The following is a 19,759-nucleotide window of genomic DNA, read 5'->3' on the forward strand; positions in this document are numbered from 1 at the left end:
TTTAAGACAGGCGTCGTTTTGTGCCTGTTTTTTTGCTACAATAGAACATGTAACTATTCTTGGAGGTACAATATGGCTTTTAATTTTAAAAAAAATAAAACAAATGAATTAATCCAATTGGATATGGAAAGAATTCCTAAACATGTTGCTGTTATAATGGATGGTAATGGACGTTGGGCAAAAAAAAGGCATTTACCTAGAATTGCGGGACATAAAACCGGTATGGATACTGTAAAAACAGTAACTATGGCTGCAAGTGATTTAGGGATTAAAGTTTTAACACTTTACGCATTTTCTACTGAAAATTGGAAACGGCCCGAAACAGAAGTTAATTACCTGATGAGTTTACCGGGTACTTTTTTTGATAAGTTTGTACCAGAATTAATTGAAAAGAATGTAAAAGTTAATGTTATGGGCTACATTGATCAGCTTCCAAATGAAACAAAATTAGCTGTTCAAAATGCAGTGGAAGATACTAAAGATAATACAGGGATGGTTCTTAATTTTGCATTAAATTATGGTGGGCGAGCAGAGATTGTGACGGCTATCAAAAATATTGCAACTGATACCTCTAATGGTAAACTAAGCGTTGAAGAGATAACAGATAAAACAATTGACCAGTATTTAATGACTAGTAATTTAGCACCTTATAATGATCCGGAATTACTAATCAGAACTAGTGGTGAAGAAAGAATATCTAATTTCTTATTATGGCAAATTGCTTATAGTGAATTAGTGTTTACTGATACATTATGGCCTGATTTTTCTGAAGATGCATTAAAAGATGCAATACTAAATTATCAAAAAAGAGACCGCCGTTTCGGTGGTATAAAAGAATAGGAGAATTTTTATGAGACAGCGCGTAATTACGGCAATTGTGGCTCTCTGTATTTTCATACCATTGGTTATTATTGGTGGACTACCATTGCAGATATTTGCTTTAATTTTAGGATGCATTGGTATTTCGGAAGTATTTGTAATGAAGAAAAAATTATTGATATCACCAGAGGCTACTTTTGGTATCTTAATGACAATAACTGTGATTGCACCAGATAAGTGGTTTAAATTTTTACCAGCTCACATTTCTTCTGTAAATGTATTTTATTTTCTTGTTGCACTTCTATTAATGTATATGGTTACTTCAAAAAATCGTTTTTCATTTGATGATGCTGGTGTTTTTGTCTTAAGTTCTTTATATGTCGGGATGGGATTTCATTATTTTATTGCGGCAAGAGGCAACGATTTTAACGGATTAATGACATTAGCATATATTTTAATTGTTATCTGGACAACAGATACAGGTGCTTACATGTTTGGACGTAAGTTTGGTAAAAATAAATTAGCACCACATATTAGTCCAAATAAAACATGGGAAGGTTCAATTGGTGGAACATTAATGGCTACACTGTTAGGAAGTATCTTTATTTACTTCTTCCCACAAAATCATTCTTTTCCTATAATGATTTTGATTACGTTAATCCTTTCGGTATTTGGACAATGCGGTGATTTAGTTGAGTCCGCGTTTAAACGTTTCTATGGTGTAAAAGATTCTGGACGTATTCTACCTGGACATGGTGGTATTTTAGATCGATTTGATAGTTTAATATTTGTATGGCCAATTATGCATTTATTTGGGTTAATGTAATAAATTAAAGGGGGAGGATTCACATGATTAAAACGATTATTACATTTATTATCGTTTTTGGAATTTTAGTTGTGATTCATGAATTTGGTCATTACTATTTTGCAAAACGTGCTGGAATTTTAGTTCGTGAATTTTCAATTGGTATGGGGCCAAAAATACTTTCATTCCATAGAGGTAGTACAACGTACACTTTAAGAATATTACCTCTTGGTGGATATGTTAGAATGGCGGGAATCGCTGATGATGAAGATGAAGATTTAAAACCTGGTATGCCTATGAGTTTAATACTGGATAGTAATAATAAGGTTACAAAGATTAATACGAGTAAAAAAACAACGCTGTATAATGGTATCCCAATCGAATACCTAGATAGTGATTTGCAAAAAGAACTCTGGATTACAGGATATGAAAATGGTAATGAAGAGATAGTAAAAAAATATAATGTTGATCATGATGCGTTAATAATTGAAAAAGATGGCACAGAAATTCAAATCGCTCCTGAAGATGTTCAATTTCAATCAGCTACGCTTTGGAATCGAATTTTAACGAATTTTGCTGGACCGATGAATAACTTTTTATTAGCTATTGTTGCATTTATACTACTTGCTTTTATGCAAGGTGGCGTTGCAACCAATTTGAATCAAATTGGTACAATTCAAGAGAATTCTGCGGCTCAAAGGGCGGGGTTAAAAGCAAATGATAAAATTGTAGCTGTATCTGATAAAAAGACAACAAACTGGACTGAATTAACGACAGCGATTAGCAGTCGTCCTGATAAAAAAACTGACTTAAAAGTAATAAGGAACGGTAAAACAGAATCAATCGTTATTACACCTGAATCAAGTAAAACAGACTCAACAAAGATCGGTAAAATTGGTATTACAGTTAAAATGGATCACTCATTTATCAATAAAATTACTTATGGGTTTACGCAATCATGGAGTGTCGTGGCTAGTATTGTGGCTGTATTAGTAGGGATGTTTACTAAAGGTGTCAGCTTAAATGATTTTGGTGGTCCGGTTGCAATTTATGCAGTGACTTCAAATGCAGCAAGTTATGGGTTGGCGAGTGTTGTGTCATTGCTTGCATTCTTATCAATTAACTTAGGAATTGTGAATTTATTACCAATTCCAGCTTTAGATGGTGGAAAATTAGTACTAAATATTATCGAAGGAATTCGTGGCAAACCAATTTCACCTGAAAAAGAAGGTGTTATTACATTAGTTGGATTTGCATTTTTAATGATATTGATGATATTAGTCACATGGAATGATATTCAGCGTTATTTCTTTTAAATGAAAAAGGAGAATAAAATAGTATGAAACAATCACAATTATTAATACCAACAATGAAGGAAGTTCCAAGCGATGCTGAGGTTATCAGTCATCAAATGATGTTACGAGCTGGATATATTCGACAAGTTTCAGCCGGAATGTACAGTTATTTACCATTAGCTTTCTCCGTTATTAGAAAAATTGAAACAATTATTCGCGAAGAAATGGAAGCAATTGGAGCGGTTGAAATGCTTGTACCTGCCGTTATTCCTGCTGAATTATGGGAAGAAACAGGTCGTTATGAAACCTATGGTGATACACTTTTTAAATTAAAAGATCGACATGATAGAAAATTTATTTTAGGACCAACTCATGAAGAAACATTTACTTCTTTAATTCGTGATGAAATCAAATCATATAAAAAATTACCACTGACAATGTTCCAAATACAACAAAAATATCGTGATGAAAATAGACCTCGTTTTGGTATATTAAGAGGCCGTGAATTTTTAATGAAAGATGCTTATTCATTCCATGCGGATGAAGAAAGTTTAAATGATACTTATCAAAAAATGAATCGTGCATATCAAAATATTTTTGAACGCTGTGGTCTTAATTTTAGAAGTATTATTGGTGATGCAGGTGCAATGGGCGGTAATGATTCAAAAGAATTTATGGCAATTTCTGATATTGGTGAAGATACAATCGTTTATTCTGATAAGAGCGATTATGCAGCTAATTTAGAAATGGCAAAAAGTTTGAAAACATATAAGAATTCACATGAAGCGATTAAAGATATTGAAAAAATTGAAACACCAAATATTAAAACAATTGATGAGTTGGCTAAATTTATTGATACAGCAAGTGAAAATTTAATAAAATCATTATTATTTATGGCTGATGAAAAACCAGTGATGGTTTTAATGCGCGGAAATGATATTTTGAATGAAATTAAATTAAAAAACACATTAGGCGCTGATTTTTTACGTATGGCAACTGATTCAGATGTTACTGAAGTGTTGGGTGCAGAGTTTGGTTCACTTGGACCTGTTGGTGTTACAGAAGACGTAACAATTGTTGCCGACGAAGGAATTAAGGGAATGATAAATGCGGTCGTTGGTGCAAATACGACTGGTTCTCATTTATTTAACGCAAATATTGATCGTGATTACCGAGTAGATAAATTTGTAGATTTACGTTTGGCTCAAGAAGGTGAAACTTCACCTGAAGGGGAAGGCGAATTGAAATTTACTAAGGGGATTGAAATTGGTCATATCTTCAAAATTGGAACACGATATTCTGAGGCATTGGGCGCTAATATCTTAGATGATAATGGCCGCGAAAAACCTGTGATATTAGGTTGTTATGGAATCGGCGTTAGTCGTTTACTTGCAGCCATTGCAGAGCAACAAGCTGATGAAAATGGTTTAGTATGGCCTAGAAGTATTGCACCATACGATGTTCATGTAATTCCAATTAATGCTAAAAATGATGAACAAATGGCTCTAGCTAATGAAATTGACAAAAAAATGACTGAAAATGGTTACAAAGTATTGCTTGATGATCGTAAAGAACGTGCAGGTGTTAAATTTGCTGATTCAGATTTAATTGGATTACCTGTTCGAATTACAGTTGGTAAGAAAGCTGCTGATGGTATCGTTGAAGTGAAGTTACGTAGAAATGGTGAAACGATTGAAGTAACGAAAGACGAATTAGAGAGCTCTATCTCAATTTTATTAAAAGAAGAAAATCAAAACTAGTTAAAGAAGATTGAGTTCAAAAGAAAATTTTGACTCAGTCTCTTTTTCATTTTTAGAAAAGGAGTCAATCATTTGTCGCTTAATAATAAAGAATTATTCAATAAACTATTAGAACAAATTAATTTTCAATCAAGTGACCAACAAGATAGTGAAATATTGGATTTAATTGAAATTTCAACCGTAACTGTTCATGAAAAGTCAAAACTATGGGAATTCAAGCTAGTTGCCCCTAAAATTTTGCCATTTTCATTATTTAGTGACTTAGAAAATAAAATTGCAATTACATTTAAAGATATTGCAAAAACAAAAATAACTGTTCAAGTTGAGCAACCAGAATTAACAAACCAACTTTTAGGCGATTATTGGACATGGGCAGTTAAAAATAGTGAAGCTAATTCTTCGCTAGTACAAGAACTTTTTCATGGGAACGTCCCTTATCTTGATGATAGACGAGTGATGTTAATGGCTGAAAATGAAATTGTAAAAACGTTCTTAACAGGTCAAGCATTAGGACCAATTGAAACTGCGTATCAAATGGTCGGATTTCCACAGATAAATATTAATACATTATTAGATGAATCAAAATCACAAGAAAAAATAGAAGAAATTAGACAGCGAAAAGAATCTCAAGATGCCATAATGATGCAGAAGGCAACAGAAACTATTCAGAAACAAAATGAAAAGAAAAAGACTGATTCTCAAACTGTAATTAATGGACCTGTTCAAATGGGTAAAAAGATTAGTACAAAAGAGCCTGCAAAACGGATGGTTGAAATCATTGAAGAGGAACGCTCGGTTATTATTGAGGGATATATTTTCTCTAAGGAAATCCGGACGCTTAAGTCTGAAAGACAATTAATGATCATTAAAATGACGGATTATAGTTCATCCATGACCGTAAAAAAATTCTCTCGTAATGAAGAAGACGAAGCGATGTTTGCTGCTATTCAAGAAAAAGAATGGGTCAGAGTTCGTGGTGCAGTACAAGAAGATAATTTTATGCGAGATCTAGTGGTGAATGCTTACGATATTAATCAAGTCGACCACCCAAGCCGTCAAGAAACAGCTCCAGATGATGAACGACGTGTTGAATTACATTTACACTCAAATATGAGTCAAATGGATGCCACAAATTCAATTACGGATTATGTACAGCAAGCCAGTAAATGGGGACAAAAAGCAATTGCGATTACGGATCATTCTACCTTACAAAGTTTTCCTGAGGCTCATTCTGCTGGAAAGAAAAATAATATTAAAATTTTGTACGGTGTTGAGGCTAACGTTGTTGATGATGGTATTCCAATTGCTTTTAATGATAAGGATGTAAATCTAGAAGAAGCCACTTATGTTACTTTTGATACGGAAACAACGGGTTTATCTGCTCGATTTGATAAAGTTATTGAATTAGCTGCTGTTAAAATGACAAAGGGAAATGTCATTGAAGAATTTGATGAATTTATTGATCCAGGACATCATTTATCTGAAACAACAACTAATTTAACCTCAATTACGGATGAAATGGTTCATGGATCAAAATCTGAAGAAGAAGTTTTTAAATTATTTAGAGAATTTTCAGAAGGTAGTATTCTAGTTGCCCATAATGCTAGTTTTGATATTGGCTTTATGAATACTGGATATGAACGTCATGGCATGGAACCTATGCAAAATCCAATCATTGATACGTTAACGTTAGCAAGATTTTTACATCCCGAATTAAAAGGGTTTAGATTAAATACACTTTCCAAAAAATTCAATGTTAACTTGGAACATCATCATCGCGCTATTTATGATGCTGAGACAACTGGTCTTTTGTGTAATATCTTTATTAAAGATGCTAAGGAACGATTTGAAATAACGTCACATGTTCAATTGAATGATCATATGGGTGAGCATGATGCTTACAAACAAGCACGTCCATTCCATGTTACGTTACTTGCGACAACTCAAGCCGGACTTAAAAATATGTTTAAATTAGTTTCAACTTCGATGATAGATTATTTTTATCGGATGCCCCGCATCCCTCGAAGTGAGTTAAATAAATATCGTGAAGGTATTATCGTTGGTTCAGCGTGTGACTCAGGTGAAGTATTTACAGCAATGATGCAAAAAGGGATGGAAGAGGCTAAAGAAAAGGCTAAGTTTTATGATTACTTAGAAATTCAGCCTAAAGCATTATATGAACCTCTAATCCATCAAGAATTAATTAAGGATAATCAAAATTTAGAGGAAATTTTACAAAATATGGTTGATTTAGGACACGAAATGGATAAGCCGGTTGTTGCGACTGGAGATGTTCATTATATGAACCCTGAAGATAGTATTTATCGTAAAATTCTTGTTAATTCAATGGGTGGTGCTAATCCGTTAAATCGTTCTATTTTACCTGATGCACATTTTAGAACAACGAATGAAATGTTGGAAGGATTCCAATTTTTAGGTGCGGATGTTGCTAAAGAAATCGTTGTTACAAATACGAATTTAATCGCTAATATGATTGATGATGACATTTCTCCAGTTAAAGATCGATTATATGCACCGAAAATTGATGGCTCTGAAGAAGAAATTAAACAATTAACCTATAATCGCGCTCATGAACTTTATGGAGAAGAGTTACCTGAAACTGTGGTTAAACGTCTTGATAAAGAATTGACAAGTATCATTGATAATGAATTTTCAGTTATTTATTTAATTTCACAAAAATTAGTTCATAAATCTAACAAAGATGGTTATTTAGTAGGGTCCCGTGGATCTGTTGGGTCAAGTCTTGTTGCAACAATGACTGGAATAACAGAAATTAATCCATTACCACCTCATTATCGATGCCCTAAATGTAAATATACACATTTTTATGAAAAAGGTGAATATGGGTCTGGATTTGATTTACCAGACCAAGACTGTCCCAAATGTGGTACACCATTAGATAAAGATGGACATGATATTCCATTTGAAACTTTTCTTGGATTTTATGGTGATAAAGTTCCTGATATTGATTTGAATTTTTCGGGTGATTATCAAGCAATTGCGCATAATTATACGAAAGTTTTATTTGGGGAAGATTATGTTTTCCGTGCAGGAACAATTGGTACTGTTGCAGATAAAACGGCTTATGGTTATGTTAAGGGTTATGAACGTGATACTGGAGCAACGTTTAGAAATGCGGAGATAGATCGACTTGCTAAGGGGTCAACTGGCGTTAAACGGACGACCGGTCAACATCCTGGTGGTATCTTAGTTGTCCCTAACTATATGGATGTTTATGATTTTTCACCTATCCAGTATCCAGCAGATGACTCAACTTCCGAATGGAAAACAACCCATTTTGATTTCCATTCTATCCACGATAATATCTTGAAATTAGATATTTTGGGTCATGATGATCCAACCATGATTAGAATGTTACAAGATTTATCAGGAGTTGACCCAAAAACAATCCCTACGGATGATAAGGGCGTTATGCAAATATTCCAAGGGCCTGAAGTACTTGGTGTTACTAGCGACGAAATTTTCTCAAAAACAGGTACATTAGGTATTCCGGAATTCGGAACGAGATTTGTTCGAGGGATGCTAGAAGAAACAAAACCTAAAACATTTGCTGAACTATTAAAAATTTCTGGTCTATCACATGGTACAGATGTGTGGTTGGGAAACGCTGAAGAACTTATTTCTAATGGAACAATCACGATGCCGGAAGTTATTGGCTGTCGTGATGATATCATGATGGGGCTTATTCATATGGGTATGGAAGCTGGTAGCGCTTTTAATATTATGGAAGGTGTTCGAAAAGGAAAAGGTATCTCAGATGATTATCAAACTGAGATGAAAGCAGCAAAAATTCCAGATTGGTATATCGGAGCATGTTTAAAAATCAAGTATATGTTCCCTAAGGCACATGCTGCTGCGTATATTTTGATGGCCTTACGAATTGCATACTATAAAGTTTATTTTCCAATGTTATATTACTGTGCTTATTTCAGTGTTAGAGCAGATGATTTTGATTTAGTCGCAATGTCGCATGGTAAAGAAGCAGTGAAAAAAGCAATGAAAGATATTAATGATAAAGGGATGGATGCATCAACAAAAGAGAAAAATTTGTTGACGGTCCTTGAATTAAGCAATGAAATGCTTGAACGTGGCTTCCAATTTGGGATGATTGATTTGGATAAATCAGATGATTCAAATTGGATAATTGATGGTGATAAGTTAATTGCACCATTTAGAGCTGTACCAGGTCTTGGTAATAACGTTGCTAAGCAAATTATTGCTGCTCGTGAGGAACGCCCATTTTTATCTAAAGAAGATTTAGCTAAACGTGGTAAAGTTTCTAAGTCATTAATTGAGTATATGACTGAAAATAATGTTTTAAAAGCATTACCAGATGAAAATCAACTATCTATTTTTGATGATGTCTTTTTCTAAAAAGTGAGAACATAGCAGTTTGTTGATGTTTTCAGAAAATTATGCTATATTAAAGAAAGTATTTTGATATCTTGTTTGAGTGAGCAGCGATGCTCACTCTTTTTATTGGGAAAATGTAAGGAGGGTAACGTGTGAGTACTGTTATAGAGACTGTCACAGAGCTAGTTCAACCAATTGTTGATGAACAGAATATTGAATTGGTGGACATTGAATTTGTTAAAGAAGGCCCAAGTTGGTTTTTAAGAGTTTACATTGATAAACCTGAAGGCATTAAAATTGAAGAGTGTGTTGCTGTTAGTGATATTTTAAGTGAAAAATTAGATGAGATTAATCCTGATCCAATTCCACAAGCTTATTTTTTAGAGGTTTCATCACCTGGTGCTGAAAGACCTTTGAAAAAGGAAAAAGATTATGAAAGAGCTTTGAATGAATACGTTAATATTTCACTATATGAACCTATTAATAACGCTAAAATTTTTCAAGGTACCTTAACGGAATTAACAGCTGATGAATTAACAGTTGTTTATATGGACAAAACGCGTAAGAGAACGATCGTTATTCCTCGTCAAAAAATAGCTAAGGCGCGCTTAGCTATCAAATTTTAAGTAGCTTTTTATAAAGGAGTAAATTAAAGATGAGTAAAGAACTATTAAGTGCACTTACAGTGTTAGAAGAAGAAAAAGGTATTAAAAAAGAAGTTATTATTGATGCCATTGAAGCAGCATTAGTTTCTGCATACAAGCGTCATTACAATCAAGCACAAAATGTTGAAGTAGAGTTTGATTCAAAAAAAGGTAATATTACAGTTTATGCGGTTAAAGAAGTAGTCGAAGAAGTCTTTGATTCACGTCTTGAAGTTAGTTTGCAAGATGCTTTAGAGATTAATAAAGCATATGAAGTTGGCGATTCAATTCGATTTGAAGTTACACCTAAGGATTTTGGACGAATTGCTGCACAAACTGCTAAACAAGTTATCATGCAACGTGTTCGTGAAGCTGAACGTAGTATTGTTTATGATCAATATATTCAATATGAAAATGAAATCGTTAGCGGTGAAGTAGAACGTCATGATAATCGTTATATTTATGTTAATTTAGGTAAAGTGGAAGCTGTTTTAGCTAAGATTGATCAAATTCCTGGTGAAAGTTTTAATCCACATGATCGAATTAAAGTTTATATCACAAAAGTTGAGAATGCTGCTAAAGGCCCTCAAGTTTTTGTTAGTCGTTCACATCCTGACTTGCTAAAACGATTATTTGAACAAGAAGTTCCTGAAATATATGACGGAACAGTTGAAATTGTATCAATTGCTCGTGAAGCAGGTGACCGTGCTAAGGTAGCTGTTCGTTCGAATAATCCAGATATCGATGCTGTTGGTACTTGTGTTGGTCCTAAAGGACAACGTGTACAAACTATTGTTAATGAATTAAAAGGCGAAAATATGGATATTGTTGAATGGAATGAAGATCCTGCAAAATACATTGCTAATGCTTTGAATCCTGCAGAAGTTGTCAATGTTGTCTTTAATCCAGAAAATGATCATGCTTGTACTGTAGTTGTGCCAGATCACCAATTGTCATTAGCAATTGGTAAAAAAGGTCAAAATGCACGATTAGCTGCAAAATTAACAACGTTTAAAATTGATATTAAATCTGAATCTGATATGGTTAACAGTAGTGAAGAAAAAGAAGTTTCTGAAACAAACAAATAAGCCGATTAAAACTGATCGGTAATTGATTTGGAGGCAAATTAAAGTGATTAATCGTAAAATTCCAATGCGTAAAGATATCGTTACGGGTGAAATGAAACCTAAAAAAGAACTTGTTCGTGTTGTTAAGAATAAAGAAAATGAAGTATCTTTAGATCCAACAGGTAAGAAACCAGGGCGTGGCGCATATATTTTTCTTGATGTAGATGTGGCGAAGCAGGCTCAAAAAGAAAGAACATTCAATAAAGCATTCGGTATTAAGATTGACGAATCATTTTATGAAGAACTTGTCGAATATGTTGACCATCAGGTAGCTAGACGAGAATTATTTAAAGATGAAAAATAGTCAAAAATTCTTACAAATGCTAGGCTTGACCAGACGCGCAGGTATGTTGGTGACTGGTGAAGGACTAGTATTGAATGCTGTCAGGAAGAATAAAGCTAAATTGGTTATTCTTTCTGAAGATTGTGGACAAGCGACTTTAAAAAAAGTAACAGATAAGTGCAACAGCTATAATGTTAAATTATATGTTGGATTTTCAAAAGCCAGTTTAAGTGAGGCCGTTGGACAACAGCGCACAGTGTATGCTATTACCGATAAAGGTTTTAGCAGAAGGATGTGTGACTTAATGGATATATAGAAGGAGCATGCAAATATGGGAAAAAAAAGAATTTATGAATTAGCTAAAGAGCTAGAATTAAATACTAAAGATATTATTGATTTTGCAACGACAAAAGGTTTTGATGTTAAAAATCATATGTCAACTATTGGTGATAATGAAGAACGTCAGATTCGCGATAAATTTAAAAAGGGCGCTGCTAAAGTAGTTGCTGCAAAGAAAATGGTTGAAAAAACTGTATCTAATGCAACACCGAAAAAACCAGTAGCAAAACCTGTTGCAAAGAAACCAGCACAACCTGCTAAAACAACGAATAGTAAACCTGTTGCTCAAAAATCATCGCAGGTAGCTTCAAAACCAGTAGCAAGAACAACTAACGCTGCACCAAAGACAACAAATGAAAAGCCAGCAAATCGTCCTCAAAATAGTACACAATCAAGTGCTAGAACTGCTAATAATGGTAATGCTAATCAGCAAGGACGTTCGAGATTTAATAATAATAACCGTTATGGGAATAATCCTTATAACAAACGTAACAGAAATAAGAAAAACCGTCGTTCAACGACACCAAAACCACCTGTATCACCCAGAAAAGATAAACCATTACCAGAAATCTTATATTACAATGCTGCAACTAATGTTGCTGAAATTGCTAAAAAGATTCATCGTGAACCAGCAGAAATTATTAAAAAATTATTTATGTTAGGCGTAATGGTTAACCAAAATCAAACACTCGATACAGATACAATTGAAATTTTAGCAGCAGAATATGGTATTAAATCAGAAGCTAAAATCGATGTAGATGTTGCTGATATTGATAAAATGTTTGATGCAGAAATTAAAAATGAAGATAATCTTGTTTCAAGACCACCAGTTGTTACAATCATGGGACATGTTGATCATGGTAAGACAACCTTACTTGATAAATTACGTCATACACATGTTACTGATGGTGAAGCTGGTGGTATTACACAACATATTGGTGCTTACCAAGTAAAACATGATAATAAAACAATTACATTCTTAGATACACCTGGACATGCTGCATTTACAAATATGCGTGCTCGTGGTGCCGATATTACTGATATCACTGTTTTAGTTGTTGCTGCTGATGATGGGGTTATGCCTCAAACAATTGAAGCAATTAATCATTCTAAAGCAGCCAATGTACCTATTATTGTTGCTGTTAATAAAATGGATAAGCCCGGTGCTAATCCTGCTCATGTTACAGAACAATTGGCTGAATATGAATTAATTCCTGAAAGTTGGGGTGGTGATACTATTTTCGTTGAAATTTCAGCGAAAACAGGCACAAACCTTGATGAATTATTAGAAATGATTTTACTTGAAGCCGAAGTTCTTGAATTACAAGCAAATCCAAAACAAAAGGGTATTGGATCTGTTATTGAAGCTCGTCTTGATAAAGGCCGTGGAACAGTTGCTTCATTACTTGTTCAACAAGGTACGTTAAAAGTTGGTGATCCAATTGTTGTTGGTAATAGTTTCGGACGTGTCCGTACTATGACAAATGATAAAGGCCGTCAAGTTAATAAAGCTAAACCTGCTACACCAGTAGAAATTACTGGTTTGAATGATGTTCCAGGTGCTGGCGATCGTTTCGTTGTCTTTGATGATGAAAAAACTGCTCGTGCAGCTGGTGAAGAACGTGCTAAACGTGCTTTAACAAAAGAACGTGGAAATGTTACGCATGTAACACTTGATAACTTGTTTGATTCACTTAAAGAAGGCGAATTAAAAGAAGTTGCTGTTATTATTAAAGCAGATGTTCAAGGTTCAGTTGAAGCTCTTGCAGGAAGTTTGAAGAAGATTGATGTTGAAGGTGTTCGAGTTAATATCATTCATCAAGCAGCTGGTGCAATTACTGAAAGTGATGTTACTTTGGCAGAAGCAAGTAATGCTATCATTATAGGATTTAATGTTCGTCCAACACCTCAAGCTAAACTTCAAGCACAATCTGACGAAGTTGATATTCGCTTACATCGTGTTATTTATAACGCAATTGAAGAAATTGAAACGGCTATGAAGGGAATGCTTGAACCAGTCTTTGAAGAAAAAATAACTGGACAAGTTGAAATTCGTGAAACATATAAAGTTACAAAAGTTGGAACAATTGGTGGTGCTTACGTCACTGAAGGTTACATCGAAAGAGATAGCGGCGTTCGTTTAATTCGTGATGGTATTGTTATTTATGAAGGTAAATTAGCAAGCTTGAAACGCTTTAAAGATGACGCTAAAATTGTTAAACAAGGTTTCGAATGTGGTGTCATGATTGAAAAATACAATGACATTAGAGAAGGCGACCAAATTGAAGCCTACGTTATGGAAGAAGTTCCAGTTAAATAATTCATAACAACTATAGGAGGATATAAAATGACACAACATTACCGTGTAGGTCGTTTATCACAAGAAATTCAAAAAGAAGTTAATGATATTCTTTTAAAACGAGTGAGAGATCCTCGAGTTGAAGGTGTCACAATTACGGGAGTTAATGTAACTGGTGATTTACAACAGGCGACAATTTACTATAGTATATTGTCAAATATGGCATCAGATGCACAAAAAACACAACGTGGTTTGGAAAAAGCTTCTGGATTAATTCGTGGTGAACTTGGATCAAGATTATCAATTTATAAAACACCAGAATTGGTTTTTGTAAGAGATGAGTCAGTTCAATATGGTGATAAAATTGATCAATTACTTAAAAAGATAGATTCTGAATATTAAAATAAAAATCCTGATACCGTTTGTTGCTCTATTTAAACTGTTGTTGATGGATAACTTTATGAAGGTCCTAATCCTTAGTGATTAGGCCTTTTTTTCTCCTCATCAATGGAGATATTATCTTATAATATAATCATATCTTTTATTTTTAATAGTAATCAAGTAAAATTAGTTGTAAGTATTGGTATCTCATATCTTTGATTATATGGTGTAGTTGAATACTAATTCATTTGAAGAATTATGAATTTTTCTTATACCACTATTCAACAATCATTAGATAGTGTGGTAATTTCCTTTAAAAAATTAATTTAATTTTCAAAATATATATTAGAAAGAGGTACTAATTTGAATTCAGAGCAATATAAAGAATTATTAACTTCACAGTCAAAAGAAGTATTAATTCGATTACTAACAAAATATACTGAGAATAAATACGAAATAAAGAATGATATATTAGCTGATTTGGGATTTTTGGATGAAGAAGAAGAAATAGAAGATGCAAAGGAACGAATTCGAGAAATTATTTATGAAAATAGGAAACAAGGGTATGTTTCGTGGAGAGGATACGACAATATTAGTGAAGTAGTCGATAATCTGCTCTCTATTTGTGACGTGAGATTTAGTCAAAATTATTTAAAAGCACCTATGTTAATATTATTAGATTTATTAGAACAATTAGTAAAGGTCAGTGAGTATACAGAATTAGGGTTTATGATTGAGCAAGAGAGTATACTTTCTAAAATACGGATTTATGTAGAAAAACTGTCTGTTAAAGATGGGGCAGATGAAAAGAAAAAATTAATTGTTACGAATGTTATTCGATATGCTAAAAAAAATTTTTGGAATGAATGGGCGGTGAGTGATTTTGATTTACTCAGTCTCATTCTTCCTTTGCTAAATACAAAAAATACGGATAAAGTATTGAAAATTGCCGATAAAATTAGTACAAGATTTGATGAATATACACAACAAGATAGGAAAAGTAAATATTTATTATTTAAAATTAAATTGTTCTTCCAAGTAAATAAAATTAAAGAAGCAGAAGAAATTATTAATAATAATTTAGATATTGATGATGTTAGAATGTTTAAAGTTGAGTTAGCTGTTTCAAGAAAAGACTATGAAGTTGCAGAAAAATTAGTACTAAAAAAATTAATTACAGATAATGATAAAAATATTCAATATTTACAACCTTGGTATACTCGACTAGATACTATCTATGAGGAGACAAATCAAGTTCAAAAAAGAATTGAGTATTTAAAACAGGCATTATATAAAGGCAATGATTCCGATTATAAAAAATTAAAAAAGCTTTTAGTTGATAATGGATTTTGGAAAGCTGAATACCCTGATATTCTGAAAAACATTTCTAAAACACTTGATAATTGGCAACTTGCACAGATATTAGCAGATGAAAACGAAGCTACCATTTTGCTACAATTAATTAAAAAAAATCTGAATTTATTTATGAATTATGGAAAATATATTTACCCACTATATCCCAAAGAAGCTAACATGATGTTTGAAAGCATAGTTAAAGATTTAATAGTTAAAGCTAAAAATAGAAAAGACTATCAAAATATTGGCGATTATATTTTACGGTATAATAACTTTGGAGATGAGGAAGTAGCAATATCTCTTTGTGAGGGTTTGAAAAAGAAATATAAAAATCGGCCTGCACTACAAAAAGAAATGGATAACGTTATGGAAAGAATAAAAAATTATGATGTTTATGGGAAGTTTTGTGAATAATAACGTAGCTAAAACTGTTGGTAAATAGGTATTTAGGAATGATGATAGATAGTTATCTCTTAAATAGAAATTTCAATATTTATAAAAATTAGAATCGATATCCCTTGTTTTACTGATTATGATATACTGTTAAAAGTATATTAACGGAGGTAAGACAATGGACGGAATTATTCCACTATTCAAAGAACGTGGTATGACCAGTCATGATTGTGTTTTTAAGTGTCGTGGCATTTTTCAAACCAAAAAAGTTGGTCATTCAGGTACTCTTGATCCAAATGTTGATGGTGTTCTACCGATTTGTATTGGTAAAGCGACAAAAACAGTAAACTATTTGATGAATTCTGGCAAAGTATATGCGGGTGAAATAACACTTGGTTTCTCTACAGAAACTGAAGATTTAGATGGCGAAATAATCGAAGAAAAAGAGATTATAGATCCTTTCACATCGGAAGAAATTGATGATGTTATGAACCAGATGACAGGTACAATGATTCAAATTCCACCAATGTTCTCAGCTGTTAAAGTAAACGGACGTCGCTTATATGATTACGCTCGTAAAGGTGAAACAGTGGAACGTCCAGAAAGACAAATAACGGTGACTTCATTTATTCAAACGAAAGCTACAGAATATGATTTAGAAAATAAAAGACAAAAAATTTATTTTGAAGTTGCATGTGGAAAAGGGACCTATGTTAGGACGCTAGCTGTTGATCTCGGTAAAAAATTAGGTGTACCTGCAGTTATGTCCGACCTGACTAGACTGGAAAGCGGCGGTTTTAGAATTGATAAGGCGTTTACCCTGGACCAATTAAATGAGGCTAAAGTCAATGGGACGTTAGAATCGTTGTTATATCCAATTGATACAGCGCTAACATCATTTAAAAGGTATGAATTAACAACTGAACAGTGGCTTATTGTCCAAAATGGTGGATTTTTAGCAGTTGATTCGTTTAATAATGAGCCAACAGTTTCTCTAGTTTATGAAAATAAAATTAGATGTTTATACAGATTGAATAGTGAAAAAAATCGTTATCAGTCTGAGACAATGTTTGATTTAGGATAAAGGAAGATATTGGAACATGAAAGTTATTTATTTAACTGAACCGTATAACCCTAACGAAATTAGTAATGATTCTATTTCACTTGCTATGGGTTTTTTTGACGGTGTTCATTTAGGACATCAAAAAGTAATACAAGAAGCTAAGCAAAAAGCTAACGAAAAAAATATTAAACTTGCAGTAATGACATTTGATAAGCATCCGTCAGTACAATTTCAAAAAGCACCCGAACAAAGTGTAAAATATTTAACGTCTATGGAAAAAAAAATATTATTAATGAAGCAATTAGGCGTTGATATTTTTTATATTTTAACGCTAAATAATAGTTTAGCAAAAATGGAACCACAAGATTTTGTCGATAAATATATGGTTGCATTGCATGTAAAGGTAGTAGTTGCAGGATTTGATTATACGTATGGTAAAAAAGATATCGCAAATATGGATACACTACCTTTATATGCTAATCAAAAATTTGAAATTATTACTGTGCCTGAATTAGCGACGAATCATCAAAAGATAAGTTCATCTCGAATTAGAATGGAAATTGATAACGGACATATTAGCGATGTTAATAAGTTATTGGGCTATAAATATGAAACACTTGGTAAAGTTGTTCACGGTGAAGCTAGAGGTAGAGAACTTGGCTTTCCAACATTAAATTTAGAATTCAATGAACACATTCGAATTCCGGGACCCGGAATATATGTGACTAGCGTTCAGGTTGGTGATGTCTGGTATCGTGGGATGGCATCTATTGGCTACAACGTAACGTTTGGAAAAAATCGTGAATTAACGGTCGAAATAAATTTATTTGATTTCAACGAGATGATTTATGGCCAAATTGTTACGGTTCAATGGTTAGCATATTTGAGAAGTGAAGTTAAATTTGAAGGTATTCCTGGATTAATTACGCAATTAAATAAAGATAAAAAAAATACTAATACTTATTTTGACCAACACATATAAGTATTGGTTTAATGGCTGACTAAATAGGATATATTTAGTCAGCCATTTTCTTTAAAAAAGTGAGTGCATTCCTTGACAATAATCTCAACATTTAGTATATTAATAGTTGTCTTAGCACTCCATTGTGTTAAGTGCTAAAAAGAGGTGATTGATCATGCTAACAGAAAGACAAATGTTAGTGTTAGAAGCAATTGTCAGAGTATATACAGAGGTTGGTCAACCTGTTGGTTCTAAATCGGTCGTTGATTTTTTACCAATGCATGTAAGTTCAGCAACTATCAGAAATGAAATGGTGACATTGGAAAATAATGGGTTAATTAAAAAAACACATTCTTCTTCTGGTAGAATTCCTTCATTTTTAGGTTATCGATATTATGTTGATCACATTGTTAAACCCGGCGTTGTTCCAGCAGCGGAATTAGCGAATATTCAAAATTCTCTTGGTGTTCATTTTCAAAAGATTGATGAAATATTTGCAGAATCAACTAAGATTCTTTCGGACTTAACAAATTATACAGCGATTTCTTTACGACCTGAAACAATGGAAAGTCGTCTCGAAGGTTTTCGATTAGTACCATTAGGAAATCATCGAATTATGGCTATTCTTGTGATGAGTAGTGGCGTTGTTGAGAATCAGACATTCAGTATTCCTAAATCGATTAACGGATCAGATTTAGAAGCCGTAACAAGGTTGTTGAATGACCAATTAATTGGGTTGTCATTAGCTGAAATTTCTAAGAAGTTAAGAACAAGTATCCCAGTTATGTTGGTTAATTATATGCGTAGGCCAGCTGGTATTTTAGATATTTTTGGTAATATTTTAAAGCAGGCAGCACGTGAACAAGTTTTTGTTGGCGGTAAATCTAATATATTAGATTTTGCTACCGATAGTAACGTGGATGAATTAAAATCATTATATGATTTAGTAGACACATCAAATAACAAGAATATTGGTGAATTAATTGGAATTCAAGGTAAACCTATTCAAATTAAAATTGGTGAGGAATTAACGAACCAATTACTTGATAACTATAGTCTTATATCAGCTAGTTATGATGTTAGTGACCATGGTCAAGGGGTTATCGCATTATTGGGTCCTACAAATATGCCATATTCAAAAATGATTGGTTTATTAGATGCATTTAGTGATGAGCTTGCTAAAAAATTGTTAGATTATTATCAACAATTTGATAAATAAGAAAAGGGGTGTTGTGTGTGGTTAAAGATGCCAAAGAAGATTTAGTTGAAGAAGATGTTACACAAGAGCAACATCAGTCTAGTGAAGCAACTAATCAAAATGAGAAAAAAAGTTCTGTTACTGATAAAGTAAAAGAAAAATTTAGTAAAAAGCCTTCTGATGCAGATAAATTAGTTGAGTTACAAGCTAGTTTAGACACAATGGAAGATAAATATTTACGAGCAGAAGCCGAAATGGCAAATATGAATACACGCTTTAAGAAAGAACAAGAACAACTCTTAAAGTATAGCGGGCAATCATTAGCTAAAGATGTTCTACCAGTTATCGATAATTTGGAACGAGCATTGGCAATTGAGGTTGACACTGAGAGTGGCGAACAACTTAAAAAAGGTATTGAATTAGTTTATAAAGATGCACAAAAAGCATTAACTAATAATGACGTTATAGAAATTGCAACTGATGACGTTACTTTTGATCCAAATGTTCACCAAGCAGTTCAAACAGTTCCAGCTTCTGATGATCAAAAAGCAGATACAATTGTTCAAGTCCTTCAAAAAGGATATAAATTAAAAGATAGAGTGTTACGTCCAGCAATGGTCGTTGTCGCTCAATAATAATAT

At 33.0% G+C, this 19,759-nt stretch carries 16 protein-coding genes; all 16 read left to right on the forward strand.

Annotated elements, in window-relative coordinates:
• Positions 1-72 precede the first annotated feature (72 nt).
• The 16 genes from AC1RO3_RS01955 to grpE all read left to right on the forward strand — a co-directional run bounded on the left by AC1RO3_RS01955 (position 73) and on the right by grpE (position 19,753).
• A complete protein-coding gene (locus tag AC1RO3_RS01955; RefSeq protein WP_481761385.1) occupies positions 73-840 on the forward strand; it encodes an isoprenyl transferase in 768 nt (255 codons plus the stop codon).
• A gap of 10 nt (positions 841-850) precedes the next feature.
• Positions 851-1,645, forward strand: a complete 795-nt coding sequence (locus AC1RO3_RS01960; protein WP_409022448.1) for a phosphatidate cytidylyltransferase — start codon at positions 851-853, stop codon at positions 1,643-1,645.
• Between the two features lie 23 nt (positions 1,646-1,668).
• Positions 1,669-2,940: an RIP metalloprotease RseP gene (rseP, locus tag AC1RO3_RS01965; protein WP_481761384.1), complete on the forward strand. Its 1,272-nt coding sequence runs from the start codon at positions 1,669-1,671 to the stop codon at positions 2,938-2,940.
• Between the two features lie 23 nt (positions 2,941-2,963).
• A complete protein-coding gene (locus tag AC1RO3_RS01970) occupies positions 2,964-4,679 on the forward strand; it encodes a proline--tRNA ligase (RefSeq protein ID WP_481761383.1) in 1,716 nt (571 codons plus the stop codon).
• A 72-nt stretch (positions 4,680-4,751) separates the two neighbouring features.
• Positions 4,752-9,095 (forward strand): PolC-type DNA polymerase III, encoded by a 4,344-nt coding sequence (locus AC1RO3_RS01975; RefSeq protein WP_481761382.1) that lies wholly within the window; start codon positions 4,752-4,754, stop codon positions 9,093-9,095.
• A gap of 131 nt (positions 9,096-9,226) precedes the next feature.
• A complete protein-coding gene (gene rimP, locus AC1RO3_RS01980) occupies positions 9,227-9,700 on the forward strand; it encodes a ribosome maturation factor RimP (RefSeq protein WP_409022452.1) in 474 nt (157 codons plus the stop codon).
• A 29-nt stretch (positions 9,701-9,729) separates the two neighbouring features.
• The gene (gene nusA / locus AC1RO3_RS01985) at positions 9,730-10,806 is read left to right on the forward strand and encodes a transcription termination factor NusA (RefSeq protein ID WP_409022453.1); all 1,077 of its coding nucleotides are present in this window, start codon (positions 9,730-9,732) and stop codon (positions 10,804-10,806) included.
• Positions 10,807-10,849: 43 nt separating this feature from the next.
• On the forward strand, positions 10,850-11,149 hold the full coding sequence (gene rnpM, locus AC1RO3_RS01990) for an RNase P modulator RnpM (RefSeq protein WP_409022454.1): 300 nt from the start codon (positions 10,850-10,852) through the stop codon (positions 11,147-11,149).
• Entirely contained in the window at positions 11,139-11,444 is a 306-nt protein-coding gene (locus tag AC1RO3_RS01995; RefSeq protein WP_409022455.1) for a L7Ae/L30e/S12e/Gadd45 family ribosomal protein, read from the forward strand. Before rnpM ends, AC1RO3_RS01995 begins: the two co-directional genes overlap by 11 nt.
• 15 nt (positions 11,445-11,459) lie before the next feature.
• Entirely contained in the window at positions 11,460-13,787 is a 2,328-nt protein-coding gene (gene infB, locus AC1RO3_RS02000; RefSeq protein ID WP_481761381.1) for a translation initiation factor IF-2, read from the forward strand.
• 27 nt (positions 13,788-13,814) lie between these two features.
• Positions 13,815-14,168: a 30S ribosome-binding factor RbfA gene (gene rbfA / locus AC1RO3_RS02005; protein WP_409022457.1), complete on the forward strand. Its 354-nt coding sequence runs from the start codon at positions 13,815-13,817 to the stop codon at positions 14,166-14,168.
• Between the two features lie 342 nt (positions 14,169-14,510).
• Positions 14,511-15,917 carry a tetratricopeptide repeat protein gene (locus AC1RO3_RS02010; RefSeq protein ID WP_481761380.1) on the forward strand — a complete coding sequence of 469 codons (1,407 nt, stop codon included), beginning with the start codon at positions 14,511-14,513 and terminating at the stop codon, positions 15,915-15,917.
• A gap of 157 nt (positions 15,918-16,074) precedes the next feature.
• Complete coding sequence (gene truB / locus AC1RO3_RS02015) at positions 16,075-16,980, forward strand: tRNA pseudouridine(55) synthase TruB (protein WP_481761379.1); 906 nt, start codon at positions 16,075-16,077, stop codon at positions 16,978-16,980.
• A gap of 16 nt (positions 16,981-16,996) precedes the next feature.
• Positions 16,997-17,941 (forward strand): riboflavin biosynthesis protein RibF, encoded by a 945-nt coding sequence (gene ribF, locus AC1RO3_RS02020; protein ID WP_481761378.1) that lies wholly within the window; start codon positions 16,997-16,999, stop codon positions 17,939-17,941.
• 154 nt (positions 17,942-18,095) lie between these two features.
• A complete protein-coding gene (gene hrcA / locus AC1RO3_RS02025) occupies positions 18,096-19,139 on the forward strand; it encodes a heat-inducible transcriptional repressor HrcA (protein WP_409022460.1) in 1,044 nt (347 codons plus the stop codon).
• Between the two features lie 17 nt (positions 19,140-19,156).
• Positions 19,157-19,753 (forward strand): nucleotide exchange factor GrpE, encoded by a 597-nt coding sequence (grpE, locus tag AC1RO3_RS02030; protein WP_481761377.1) that lies wholly within the window; start codon positions 19,157-19,159, stop codon positions 19,751-19,753.
• Positions 19,754-19,759: the final 6 nt, after the last annotated feature.

This window comes from Dellaglioa sp. CoH-57-MRSF-19, from assembly GCF_056781975.1.

Excerpts from the sequence above, each read along its gene's own strand:
- AC1RO3_RS01995 (WP_409022455.1), top strand. The coding sequence starts at position 11,139 with ATGAAAAATAGTCAAAAATTCTTACAAATGCTAGGCTTGACCAGACGC.
- truB (WP_481761379.1), top strand. The coding sequence starts at position 16,075 with ATGGACGGAATTATTCCACTATTCAAAGAACGTGGTATGACCAGTCAT.
- rseP (WP_481761384.1), top strand. The coding sequence starts at position 1,669 with ATGATTAAAACGATTATTACATTTATTATCGTTTTTGGAATTTTAGTT.
- ribF (WP_481761378.1), top strand. The coding sequence starts at position 16,997 with ATGAAAGTTATTTATTTAACTGAACCGTATAACCCTAACGAAATTAGT.
- hrcA (WP_409022460.1), top strand. The coding sequence starts at position 18,096 with ATGCTAACAGAAAGACAAATGTTAGTGTTAGAAGCAATTGTCAGAGTA.
- AC1RO3_RS01960 (WP_409022448.1), top strand. The coding sequence starts at position 851 with ATGAGACAGCGCGTAATTACGGCAATTGTGGCTCTCTGTATTTTCATA.
- rbfA (WP_409022457.1), top strand. The coding sequence starts at position 13,815 with ATGACACAACATTACCGTGTAGGTCGTTTATCACAAGAAATTCAAAAA.
- AC1RO3_RS01955 (WP_481761385.1), top strand. The coding sequence starts at position 73 with ATGGCTTTTAATTTTAAAAAAAATAAAACAAATGAATTAATCCAATTG.
- nusA (WP_409022453.1), top strand. The coding sequence starts at position 9,730 with ATGAGTAAAGAACTATTAAGTGCACTTACAGTGTTAGAAGAAGAAAAA.
- infB (WP_481761381.1), top strand. The coding sequence starts at position 11,460 with ATGGGAAAAAAAAGAATTTATGAATTAGCTAAAGAGCTAGAATTAAAT.
- AC1RO3_RS01970 (WP_481761383.1), top strand. The coding sequence starts at position 2,964 with ATGAAACAATCACAATTATTAATACCAACAATGAAGGAAGTTCCAAGC.